At 38.4% G+C, this 12,942-nt stretch carries 9 protein-coding genes and 2 pseudogenes; 9 read left to right on the top strand and 2 right to left on the bottom strand.

Features of this window, described 5'->3' with window-relative positions:
- The 9 genes and pseudogenes from UF75_RS20680 to UF75_RS20640 all read left to right on the top strand — a co-directional run.
- Nucleotides 1-604 (top strand): annotated as a pseudogene (locus tag UF75_RS20680) (phenylalanine--tRNA ligase subunit beta); the annotation flags it as partial.
- 104 nt (nt 605-708) lie between these two features.
- On the top strand, nt 709-966 hold the full coding sequence (zapA, locus tag UF75_RS20675; protein WP_045576450.1) for a cell division protein ZapA: 258 nt from the start codon (nt 709-711) through the stop codon (nt 964-966).
- A gap of 15 nt (nt 967-981) precedes the next feature.
- Nucleotides 982-1,533: an XRE family transcriptional regulator gene (locus UF75_RS20670; RefSeq protein ID WP_045576449.1), complete on the top strand. Its 552-nt coding sequence runs from the start codon at nt 982-984 to the stop codon at nt 1,531-1,533.
- A gap of 348 nt (nt 1,534-1,881) precedes the next feature.
- Entirely contained in the window at nt 1,882-3,081 is a 1,200-nt protein-coding gene (locus UF75_RS20665; RefSeq protein WP_045576448.1) for a benzoate/H(+) symporter BenE family transporter, read from the top strand.
- Nucleotides 3,082-3,124: 43 nt separating this feature from the next.
- A pseudogene (locus tag UF75_RS30415) lies at nt 3,125-3,313 on the top strand (uracil-DNA glycosylase); the annotation flags it as partial.
- Nucleotides 3,314-3,579: 266 nt separating this feature from the next.
- Entirely contained in the window at nt 3,580-4,716 is a 1,137-nt protein-coding gene (locus UF75_RS20655; protein WP_207642493.1) for a tyrosine-type recombinase/integrase, read from the top strand.
- Complete coding sequence (locus UF75_RS20650; RefSeq protein WP_045576445.1) at nt 4,709-8,395, top strand: site-specific integrase; 3,687 nt, start codon at nt 4,709-4,711, stop codon at nt 8,393-8,395. Before UF75_RS20655 ends, UF75_RS20650 begins: the two co-directional genes overlap by 8 nt.
- On the top strand, nt 8,385-9,947 hold the full coding sequence (locus UF75_RS20645) for a tyrosine-type recombinase/integrase (protein WP_045576444.1): 1,563 nt from the start codon (nt 8,385-8,387) through the stop codon (nt 9,945-9,947). Before UF75_RS20650 ends, UF75_RS20645 begins: the two co-directional genes overlap by 11 nt.
- Nucleotides 9,944-10,426, top strand: coding sequence for a DUF6262 family protein (locus tag UF75_RS20640; protein WP_045576443.1), 483 nt, complete (start codon nt 9,944-9,946; stop codon nt 10,424-10,426). The genes UF75_RS20645 and UF75_RS20640 overlap by 4 nt, the downstream gene beginning before the upstream one ends.
- 200 nt (nt 10,427-10,626) lie before the next feature.
- Here the strand turns inward: UF75_RS20640 and UF75_RS20630 are convergent, their stop codons facing one another.
- Complete coding sequence (locus UF75_RS20630) at nt 10,627-11,388, bottom strand: zeta toxin family protein (protein WP_045576441.1); 762 nt, start codon at nt 11,386-11,388, stop codon at nt 10,627-10,629.
- A 484-nt stretch (nt 11,389-11,872) separates the two neighbouring features.
- Nucleotides 11,873-12,942: ATP-binding protein (locus UF75_RS20625; RefSeq protein WP_045576440.1), on the bottom strand; the 1,070-nt coding region annotated here is incomplete at its 5' end.

Here is a 12,942-nt window from a genome sequence, read left to right as displayed (position 1 = left end):
GGTTGCAGTGGGTAAGAGCGGAAGGCATTGGCTTAATCAGCCCATCAACAAAGATTTTTACTATCTTAAGGGTATCTTAGAAGAAGTGGCTTTGGAATTTGGACTTAAATTGGAGTATCGTGTAGCAAAAAATAATAGTTTGTTACACCCTGGTCGCTCAGCCGATATTTACTTAAAGAAGCAATGTATTGGGTTCCTCGGCGAAATGCATCCTTCTTTGGAAAAAGAGTGGGGCCTTGAGCGGGTGGTCGTCTTCCAATTAGAATTGCCCCCAATGCTAGAGCAGATGAGACAAACTGTTCGTGCTTATTCAATCCCGCGTTTTCCAGCGATTCAAAGAGATTTAGCAGTTGTAGTGTCTATGGAGATCTCGGCTGAAGCAGTGATGGCTAGGATCCTTAAGCTTGGTGGGGAATTATTACAACAAGTTGAGGTCTTTGATGTCTATACCGGAAAGCCGATACCGGATGACCATAAAAGTCTAGCGTTCTCATTGCGATACCAGTCCTTAGAACGAACTTTAACGGATGAGGAAGTAAACCTACTAAATTCGCGTATATTAGATGGAATTCAGCAGGAATTTGGCGCGGAGTGGCGAAAATAGACAAAAAGATGTAGACAATGATGGCAAGGTGCCAAGAAGGCTAGAAGGGACCGTCTTGAAAGTATACTCTGACTAGTAGGACAAAGAGAGAGCGAGGGGAAATTGTGGCACATGAATCAGTCAAAATCACCGTTGAGATTTTTGGGGAAAAACATGTGGTCCGCGGTGATGGGACAGCATCATCTATCCTAGGATTAGCGCATGATGTCGACAACAAAATGCGTCTGATTGCTCAGAGGCTACCTCGTTTGAACGTTCAGCAGATTGCCGTTTTAACCGCTCTGAATTTAGCCGATGAACTTGCAAAGCTTAAAGAAGAACAAGAAACCTTAATGCAGCTACTTGGAGAAAAGACAGAGTAGCATGGAGTATCGAAAATGAGATTGACGATTGGGAAAAACCTAAATAGCGTAAGAAAAAAACGGAGACTAAGTCTAGACAAAGTGGCTGAATTAACAAGCGTTAGTAAAGCAATGTTGGGGCAGATTGAAAGAGGGGAGTCTACTCCCTCAGTAAACGTCCTTTGGAAAATCGCAACAGGGCTAAAAGTATCGTTTTCCTCCCTTTTAGCTAATGGAGAGGAAGATAAAGAGACCCTTTTTATACACCACTCAGATATTAAGCCAATCGTTGAAGAAAATGGGCAGATGAGAATATATCCACAATTCATTTTTGATAGCAATAGAGGCTTTGAAGTGTTCATTATTGAACTTGAACCAGACTGTACCCATAGATCACCCCCTCATGACGAGGGGGTTGAAGAATATATCAGCCTGATTGAAGGAACCCTAGAAATAGTTATCGGAGAAAATGTATATTTATTAAATAAAGGGGATGCTATCCGATATTTAGCCAATCAAGAACACATTTATCGAAATCTTTCCGATCAACTCACCAGTTTCCATCATTTAATTTACTATTTCTCGTAACGGAAATATGGCTGTAGAGATTTGATGAAACACGACTAGCAACTTGCTTAGTCGTGTTTTTCTAGGTATGAGTCAGACCGGATAACTGACTGGTGCCATCATGGCGCTGCTATTACGACACATAGCCATTTATGGCGTTGTTCTAATTTCGAAATCCTTGTTCGAGTCATAATGGTGTTCAAATCTTGGCTTGGAAAAATTAATTTCTGAAAACTATTGAGCGTTATAACGTACACATGATATACTTTAAAAAATGTGCGTTATAACGCTCAAAAACTTATAGAAGGGAATTTTTAGGCATGAATAATTTTATAGTATTCCTTAAAAAAAGTCTGGTCTGATACTTCGATCTCAGCTGTTGTCGCTGGGTTAATTGCCGTTACGGTTGGGTTTGCGGGACCCGTATTGCTGATTTTTCAAGCGGCTAAGGCCATAGACTTAAGTAGTTCTAATCTATCATCGTGGATATGGGCCATATCTGTTGCTAGTGGCCTGACGTCCATTATCTTAAGTATTCGATTCAAGGCACCCGTTATCACTGCCTGGTCAACACCGGGGGCAGTTATGTTAATCTCGGGGTGGAGTGCTTATGCCTATTCAGACTCGATTGGTGCCTTTATTTTCGCGGGGGTCCTTATTACTATTCTCGGATTTACAGGTCTTTTCTCTTCTTTGATGAAACGGATTCCTTACGCGATCATCACAGCGATGCTCGCGGGGATTCTACTTAAGTTTGGCGTAGATGTCTTTGTTTCCTCAAAACAGTTGCCTATGCTAGCGCTACCCATGATATTCGGGTATCTGGTGTCCAAACGCTGGTTTCCGCGCTACGCAGTCGTTACAAGTTTGCTTCTGGGTCTATTGATTTCATATGGTCTAAACATAGTAACCCTTAAAGGGGTCAGTGTATTTCTCGTTCATCCAATCTTTACAACACCCACATTTTCACTGAGTTCGCTGCTAGGTCTAGGTATACCCCTCTGTATTGTAACTATGGCTTCGCAAAATGCTACGGGCTTTGGGGTGTTAAGGGCTGATGGATACGATACTCCGGTAAATCCGCTGATTATTACCACGGGGATTGCTTCAATCCTATTTGCTCCGTTTGGGGCACACGGTATCAATTTGTCAGCGCTCATTGCCGCGATCTGTACTGGGAAGGAGGCCCATAGTGATCCGGATAAACGCTATATAGCTGGAATTTCAGCGGGTCTTTTTTATATTATCTTTGGTATTTTTGGTGCTACCATCGTGTCTGTTTTTGCAATCTTCCCTAGTGAATTGATCATTGTAATTACAGGATTAGCGCTATTTGGCTCGATAGCTTCAAGTCTAGCCTCTGCCATGAAGGAAGATACCCAAAAGGAAGCTGCGTTGATTACTTTTTTGGTTACCTTATCCGGCATATCAATTGCTGGAGTCGGAGCACCTTTTTGGGGATTGATTGCGGGTATTGTGACTGATTACATGCTGTCAGGAGACTTAACAAAAATGTTCTCTGCGAAGATTGTTATACAAATGCGCGAAAAGCTTCGGAGAGCAGGATGAGTTCCACGCCAAAAATATGATATAATTTATACGGGTGATAGTTATGATTATTTTCAGCAACGATTGGCAGAACTTATTAAGTGAAGAATTTAATAAAGAATATTATCAAACCTTAAGACAGTTTTTAATAACAGAATACAGGATAAAGACAATTTACCCGAATATGCATGATATCTTTAATGCCCTTCATTATACAGCTTATCAAGATATTAAGGTTGTTATTCTGGGACAAGTTTTACGTACCAACTACTCACGATTATCATAGATTCAATTGAAATACGGTTCAGACCCTTGCGCCAGAATAATTATACAATTGTACACAACAAATTGACAGTCAATTTAAATTTTGATAGACTAGTTTTAATTTAATAAAGCATTTTATTAAGACAGTATTTAAAAAAACGCGGTTGAAGGCATACCGTGTCAACACTTTAAATACTGTCTTTATTTTTTGTCTTGGAGGTAGATATGTCATCAACAAAAGCATCGTACATTGTCATGAAAGCACGCTTTTTTACACCAGATATTGGTTTAAGAACTGAGTATTTGATTTTTCATGCTTCCTATGAGCGCTATCCCTATTTTCCCAATAGATTTTTGAGAGTCGCTGGGAGAAGGTCTGAAAACACAGGAAAGCAGTATGCATATAAGCTCTGCAAATTTCTCAATTATATGATCGATATCAAGCAAAAAGAATATGCCGAAGTCACCAACAAGGACATTCATGACTTCTTTTACTGGCTGGCTTTTGGCTTAAGCAGTACGGATTTTTACTACATTCAAGGTGGGCAAATCAGTTATTCAACATTGAATGCCTATCACGGGCTGTTGGTCAAATTCTATCAATTTCTCTCTTCCAAAATGGATATTAAAGTGCAGCTGGAAATCGTTAGTAAAACCAATAAGCATTCGTTTTACTATGGTCAAATCTGGTCAAAACCCGTCTCATCCTTAATTGATGAAAACCGATTAAGAGCAAAGGATTGCCGTAATCATCACAAATGGTATTCACCTGAAGAACAAACGACCATCCTCTCACATTTGCCGACATTACGTGATCAAGCAATTTTTTCTCTATCGTGTGACAGCTTGAGAATTGGTGAAATCCTATCTCTTCGCATTCAAGACTATGTACCTTCAGATGGCGTGGTCAGCTTATATGCAAGTAAAGGAAAGCCAACCGGAAAAGTCAATATTTCCGTACCGCTGAGTAATCGTTCTATTCAATTGTTGGACAATTATCTATTTAATGAAAGAGATTCTGTTCTGGCAGAAGCATTAAAGCAAGGTCATTATCCCACAGCATTGTTCCTGAATATCAAAGCTGGCGCCAAAATCGGAGCACCTTTGACTTATCGTAACTTTCTGACCATTTTGAAGCGGGCCGCCAAACGGGCCGGTTTTGATCCTTCAGAAATCCGCACCCACAGCGGCAGAAGCACTGCCGTTATGGACATGCTGCATGCTCAATCGGAGAACCCCGAAGCAAACATCTCACAAAATGATGTTCTACAGCAATTCAGATGGAAATCTCCAACAAGCATTCAGCCTTATATCAATACACGGGATATTCGAACCAAGAAGAAACTAATGAAGCTTATTGAAGAACAAAGGAGGAGCATTACAAATGAGTAGTTATGCCTCCTATTGGCTTAAGAATTTTGCACGAATTAGTAGAACCCATAACACCTTTATTGATTGTGTGGCAAATTACAAAAGTATTTATAATAAAAAAAACGTTTCTATAGAGCATTTTATTCAAGCTTTTAAATCTATATCTGAGTCTACATTGGAATCCTATTTTTATAACACTATACAAAAGGGAATTGAAAGCAAGCTCATCAATCCTCGAACTAATCTTACAGACAGGTTTATGACTAAATACTTTTTTGGAAGCTGTTTACTTATCCAATTCGCCAGAAACAAAGAGAAGTACGGGTGTATTTACCTACCTTATCGAAAAGCACTTAAAACAATCGAAACCGAATACAAGCAAATCCGAGCAGAACGCTACTATTCCGGTCATGAAGATTCATTAAGAGCGTTAATGGATGAGCTCATCAGAGAACGCAAACCTTTGAAGCTCTTAATTGATTATTACAAAACGCATATTGCTCAACTTGGCTATCTTGTCTTTATTTTCAGGACATTGGATACATTTTATAAGCCAGAAGACATCTATAAGTACTATTATGAAACCTTGACGACTTCAATCAACTTAGATCAAGTGCCATTTCTGAATGGAAATATCAACCAGAATATTGCTTCAAGATATATCTACGGTCTTTGTTATTCAACATTACTCCACGATCAAACACCTGAACCTATCGTTCGCATTCTGGGTTCTGTGGCCATAGATCTTAGAAACGAGCGATTAAAGAAGAGGCAGATAGAGTTACAAAAAACCAATGAAGATTTGGAATTATATCATGAGATTCAGAAAGCTATCGATAACACCTTGCCATTAAAATCGTTTTTTGAATGCTTCATCTCCTATAAAAAAATTGATCCACTAACGTATTTGGACAGCTACGTGTCCCTTCATTATTCCGAAGAGGATTTAGAGCATTATATCCAATCCCTATTAGAAAAGTCATATGCCAATGGCGCACTCATCTTACCTAGACAAAATAACAAACGTGACTATTCAAAGCTATTTTTCGGCAAAGATATATCCGTATCAATCTCTGTCCACAAAGGTCAACGCTTCTCAGATACCTTTAGACGGGTAACACAAGCATTTGGTAAAAAACACACAAAAAAAGCACTCGTACAGGAGGGTGAATTCAAATTTACCAATGACCGTTATTTAGCAATCGGAACCGACTCCGAAACTATTGCAGCCTTTGCCATAGCAATTAGCAACCGAGAACCACTAGGTATAGCGCTGGATATACTATACGATTGTGGTCAATTCAGAATAATGTCCTATCTGATGGTGGTTATCTTTTCAAAATATGATGAATCTGAAATTACAACATACATCTGTGAAACATATCAGAAGCACTTATACGAACAGTCCACAAGCTTTGGGAGGCGCACAATTGTCCGTTCAGTATTCGGAATTGCAATCACTTCTATTTATGAACGTAATACATTCTCACGCGCCAGTGTTTTTTGCAAAATAATTGAAACCGCTTACCACAATTTGCATGATAATTATAACTTTGTCTCAATGGAATTTAAACGTGAGTTCATAGAACACCTTAAGCAATTCAAATACCTTGATGTACCCTATCAACGATTCAATAGGAACTATGGCAAGAACTCGGCAATTGGTTTTGTAGAACATATCGTTTCAGCATACGGTCAGGATCACTTCGAAGCTTACTTGCAGGAATGTCTGAAAACATATCGTGAGGCTAATTCAGAATACGTGACTGTAGATATTCAACGGGCCTCTAAAAAAATCTTCGGTTTTACCTTTCATAGCTTGTTGCATAGCTGGCGGGCCACAAGGGTACCAAAAACACTAATTAAAGGATTCTATACCGTTTGGTTCAAAGAATATGGGAGTAACTTCAAAACCTATAAGAATCGAAGAAATATCTACAAAATACTCGATTATGATGTACAGGCAACAATAATCAACGAGAAGCGCATCGTCGGTTTTGATGCTTTCATTTTTGATGATTTATCTGAAGCTCAAGCAATAGAGCAAGTGGAAACCATAATTAAACGACTAATTTCCAAGCGAGTAAAGATTTCTAAACTACGAGTATATTGCATATTATTAGGCACAAGTAAGGCTAACATTATCGACAATTATAACAGCCTCCGACGCATTCGCTATTATAAAGCAATAGAGCAACATATAAAGAAACGAATCATAATCGCTGGCGAAGAGTACATTGTAAACAATATTGCCGAGATTAACAGCAACAAAGACCGAATAACAATTTTCTATAAATACAGTAACAGCTGCCGCAGCGCTATTATCCGCTTCGATTTCCTTAAAAGCTCAATCCTACGAGATGAAGTCAAACAGTTCTTCAAAATTTATTACAATCTTTCACGAGCAGGATGTAGAGCCGTAGAGATCCAAAAGTTGATCAAAACACTAGTTTTGATGGAAAAACGCTTTGGGGTACAAAAGTTAGCGGATATCACCAAAGAACATATCTATATGATTTTGCACTTCCTGCAAAGCGAGCGGGAGAATTCCATCAGTACGTTGAAGACACTTATGGCAGTTTTGTCAGCTATCATGGAGTGCTATCGTCGAAATACATCATATCTCCATAGGATCGACATTAACCCTTGCGATTCTATCCACTTAAAAAATTCCTATATGTTATCTAAAAACACAGAGGTTATCCCCGACATAGTTGCCTTTGGAATAGACTGCCACAAAAGCAAGTTACCTATGAAGCATTTGCTCATCTACGAGCTCCTGATTATAACAGGATGCCGTATGAAGGAAATCTCGTCTTTACAGATTGATGATGTATATATTGACACAACAGACACTCCAGTCATTCGCTATATCCCCTTTAAAGTTGAAAAAGCACGTATGAAATCAGGTTTACCAAAGTATGAAGAAAAAATGATCCCCAAAGATCTGAGGGATGCATTGATCCGCTATATCGATGAAACGGAACCAGAAAGAACACGCGCTGGAACCAAAGACGTCTTTTTCAATATCCATCACGACACCTATGTAGCCATAACCCCTTCAATTTTCAATACCGCCATGAATAATCTTATCAAAGAAAATGACATTGTCATGGAGAATGGTGACTATTGGACATTTTCATCACGAAGTGTCCGAAAGTCCGTCGCCATCAAACTCATACAAGCGAGTGCCACATTATACGAGGTGCAGGCCTATTTGGGACACTTCACACCTGATACAACAGGAAAATACTATGCTGAAGCCGACAAAATGAAGACAGCAACTAAGAATACTGAATTCTTTAGAGAACAATTTAAACACATGATTGGTGAAGAACATCTGAAATCGCTGACTAAAGACCAACACATGATGCTATACCATGAATATCTACTACAAGATCGAAAAGTACCGCTGGGAATCTGCAATAGTACAGCTTCAGATTCAAAATGCCATATCAGTGACCGTATGCAATGCCTACAATGTTCAAAACTTTGCCTCAGTGAAGAGCATCTTGAAAAATGGAAATTCCTGTACAGTAGTAATTCAGAGCGCCTTCTCCAATTGGAAAGACTATATGATGATTTAGGGATCAAAAAAGATGAGTACTCAAAGTTTACAGAGTATCAAGAGGAGTCCCAGATTGCATACTGGCAAAATAAGATTATTGAAAGAATTGAAGGAGTAACTCATGTCAAATAATCTGGCGAATCAGGCAAATACAATCAAAATGGATTTGGGTGGACAAAGTATCGATGAGTATGAGCAAATCCTCAAAACTTATTCAACCTTCAGTCGCTTTTATGATTCCAAATGGATTCTTGATAAAAGATACACAGGACGGAATGTCAGAGTCTCAAACCATCAATTTATTTTTGCCCCATATCATTCTCGTGACGTGATGACAGTCAAGGCCTATGTACTGAATCTCCTTGTCTCCAACTATTCCAGCGCATCTATTCTTGGGCGTCTTTATGCTATAAAGCAGTTATTACGCTTTTGTCAGAGCCACAATTGCGTTTTTGCAATGCGTGATCTTCAATCATCAATCGCGCCCATGTATTACCATTATATTATGAACAGTCAACTTGACGAACAAACAAAAGCCAGGGTTTTAAAAAACCTGATGCTTTACCTAAAGTATGCAAACCTTGTCGAATTGCACGATGCCCTCGAAAGACAGGATATTCCCGATGAATCTAGATATCATAATGGAAATAAGCTGGTTCCTCAAAATGTTATTGAGCAATTAGACACACTTTTTCTAAACGACAACATCCCGATAGAATATCAATGTATCTATTGGATCTTGCGTCTGATTCCGAACCGGATCACCGAAGTCTTGTCAATGAAAATCGATTGTTTGACAGACATAGGCCATCGACGCTATATGCTCTGCATTCCTACATTCAAGCAAAGCGGCCAATATTATCGGGGTGAATTCAAAGGTATCATTATTGAATATTCCGGCATAGCCAAAGGTCTTATAGACACTATCAGAGAACAGATTGCAATAGCACAATCATTGCAGGCCGAAGCCAAAGGTGCAGATCAAGGCTTCTTATTCATACACAGACCCAAAATGTATCACAGGAAATTGGACTCCTTTTTCGAACAAAATAGGCCTCTCACTTTGATCAAATATGATGTATTCAATGCTTGGATACAAAGGCATTGTCTTAGAAAAGGCATAGTTGACATCAGTGGCCAACCCTATACACTGTCCAGTCACCAATTTCGTCATAATGCCATCACCGAACGCTTGAATTCAGGATTTTTCAACTTGTTAGAGATATGTTACCTTTTAGGGCATAAAAATGTAACTATGCCCTATCAGGCCTATTGGCATTATAGCAATGAACGACGCATTGAAAAGGGCAAGCTGCTCAGAGAACAAATCAGTGGTGAAGAAAGCCTCAACTTCAAGGGAAAAATTATCAAGACCTCACAAACGCGTGTGTGGACAGGAATTCTGTCAAAACCTTTTTCACACCAGATCGGAAACATTGGCATTTGCTCAGACATATCAAACTGTAATGTGAAAGTTTTTGATTGCTTGGAATGTGTAAACTTCACACCAAATGCCGAGGATTTGCCCTATTTTCAAAATCAGCTCAATGAGTGGGAAAAAAAGCTAAATACCGCTAAGTCGGTTAAATATAATTTTTTGATAGAAACTGCCCAGAAGCAAATCCGAGCAAACCAAAGAGTCATTGAAAAAATAACATCCGAAAGGAAAAGATCGCATTTATGAGAAACAGTAATACTCAAAAGGCACTCGAAAAAGTCTATGAAGGCAAGCGTGCAGCCACGCTTGAAAAAATTAAAACCGCCATTCAAGATATTCGCTCAACAGGAGAAAAACTTACGATATCTCAGTTGTGCAAGTTGACAGGACTCAGCAATGCCGTCTTCTATAAACCTCATGTCCAAGCAATACTGATTAACGAGCCGGAATGGCGGAAGACCACATCAACACGTAGTTCAATCAGTAGCAATGAAGTGCTGGAAAAGAGCAATGCTGAACTTCTAAAACAGTTGGAAATGGAAAAATCCAAGAAGCAAGACCTTGAAATCGCATTGGAACGGAAGAATAACAGAATTAAGAAATACGAATCAGAGATCGCTGAAAAAGACACTGAGCTGGAGTTACTGCGCGGCAAATATCATTCTCTATTAACAAGGATTGATCAATTACGGGGCCTTGAAGGCTTGGAAATCAATATCATATAATTGGGGGGTATCTTATGGGTGATTAAACACCAATAAATTGAAAGAAGGGTATAAGCCCTTATTTGACAAAATTCAGAAAACCCATGAATTACTCAAAGCAAATCATAAGCGCATTCTTGAATCCAAAGCAAATGCTCAGAAGGATCAATCGCTGGAAAAAGAAACCAGAGAACCCGGAATCTCCGGGTTCTCTGTGGCTGCTAAAATTGAGCAGGTTCATTCAATAATGGGATATATGTATGAATCCATTGGGAATTGAATCCTTCATTACTCGAATGATACTCCCCCTGACTTTTTTCAATCAAAACAATTGGCATTGGACAACTATTGTCAATAACGACGGCTTTATCAGACAATTGCAACAATCCATTAAGATTGTTCATGCTTTTGTAATAGCGGGTGATAATCTTGTCAGGCGGGACATGATGCCCCCCTTCTGCCTCTCGGATTAACGCCCTTGCTTCGTTTATGGCAGGGTTTTCTGTACACAACCAAACCGTGCCAATTCTGTATCCACAGCGTCTAAGAATATCTATCTCGTTCAGTTTCCTCGGATCTGAGAAGACTGTTTCAAACGAAAAGCTAGACCCGGATTGTGCAAAATTCTTTCTCAACAATTCCGCATGCGGCATTGCATGAACTCGATATCGAGTCTCTTCATCTTCTATGTGACTATAGCAGAGTTTCGCTAACATATCGGGATTCACAAAAGGTAGCATCAGTTCTTGATTGAGTTTCGCTGCAATTGTCGACTTACCCGAGGCATTCGGCCCCGCATACACTAAAACCCATTTGTCTGCGTCTATTGTACCGTTCTTTTCTATTGCATTCAGAGTCCTGCGTGTCATATCAAGAAGTGATTCATGGGTTTTACGGTAATCATATATGCCTATTTCCATGTACTTAATAGTGCGGGTTATGACATCTTGGAATCCAGATATGTTTCCTGTGTTTTCAGCCATGATTGATTCTCCTTTAATAGTTAATGATCATCCAGCACTTCAAAGAGCACCGATTCAAATTTTTCCTGCACCGTGCCGGTTGTAATGTCAACAGGGGCACATTCAAGTAATGAGCTATGTTATTCTATAGGGAGTTTACCACTTGTCATAAAAACCTTGTAGAATAATATCAAATATTCTGCGGGGAGGAATGAAAGGTGTGATAAATGAAGTGGACATTTATTAAGCAATTCGTACCCGATTTATCAATGGAGAATCCAAACGATCTATCGCAAATAGCTTGAATATTTCAAGGCCAACCGTAACAAAGTACCTGCTTCATTTGGAACAGTTTGCATGTGGATATGAATATTTTTTTGGTATGAAAAAAGACCTCGATTTTTCGAAGGTCTTTGAAAATCTACCTTTGTGATTTATTCACTTCATTTATACACGCAGATATTTTTTCGTATCATTCATTATTCTTTACTTTGACGTTCTTTAATTATTTAACTCTTTTTAAATATGAATCAAATTGAGGCACAGTAAAATCTACTTCTCCATGTGAAGGAGCATATATTAAACCTTTATTTATTAAATTATTTCTAAAAAGAGAAATAGATCTAGGTTTTTGGTTCATATACGAGGCTACTTGAGACATTTGACAAGGATAGGAATTACATTTTTCCATGGCAAATAAAAATTCTTTTTCTTTTGGAGTTGTACGATTATATCTTACCTTAAAAAAACTATCATCTAATTTGGATAAATATTCGGGATATGAACTATTTACACCATCTATATCAATGACATCATCTGAAATATAGTTCCAAACACATTGTCCATATTCCTGAATGAAAAAAGGATATCCTCCTGTCCTTTCAACAACGGCCTCAAATGCGTCTTTTGTATAATTCACATTTTGAGATTTTGCTGGTTCAACTAAAGCAGAAACGGCATCATCATTCTTGAGAGAAGTAATTTCTATAAAGTTAAATAACCTTTCTGAATATGATTTTGCTTCACCCGATATTCTAAGAATAGTTGGAATTCCTGCTCCAATAATAATTATTGGTAATTGTAATTGATTTATCCTATGTGTTGCACGTATTAGGGCTGATAATTCATTTTTTTGTAAATCCTGTATTTCGTCTAATATAAAACAAATACACTTTCTATTTTTTTTAGCAATTTCTCCTACCGAAATAAACAATTCTGTAAGGTCATTTGATAAGTCACCTGTGTCTGCCGTACCAAGTGCAGTTTCCCCACTCATACCTAAAGCAAGTGTGTTTTCAGTAGGATTCCATGTTAACGTAAAGGCTTTTAATATAGCAAATGTGTTCTTAATTGCATCTTTTGATTTAGCTAGGATGCTTAATTTATTAACAATTTTTTTAACAGCAATTGTTATATCTTTTGAAAACTTTGAAGATCTGTCACATTCAATATGCTCATATAAGATAGACTCACTATCTTCGATAAGTTTCTCTATTTTAGTTAATAGTACGGTTTTCCCAACTCCCCTTAATCCAGAAAAAATTGTATGGCGAGCCATATATCCTTCTATAGTTT

The sequence above is a fragment of the Desulfosporosinus sp. I2 genome, assembly GCF_000960765.1.
Lineage (GTDB): Bacteria > Bacillota > Desulfitobacteriia > Desulfitobacteriales > Desulfitobacteriaceae > Desulfosporosinus.
Note: the sequence above shows the minus strand (reverse complement) of the source record. Positions and strands in the feature narration are given on the sequence as shown.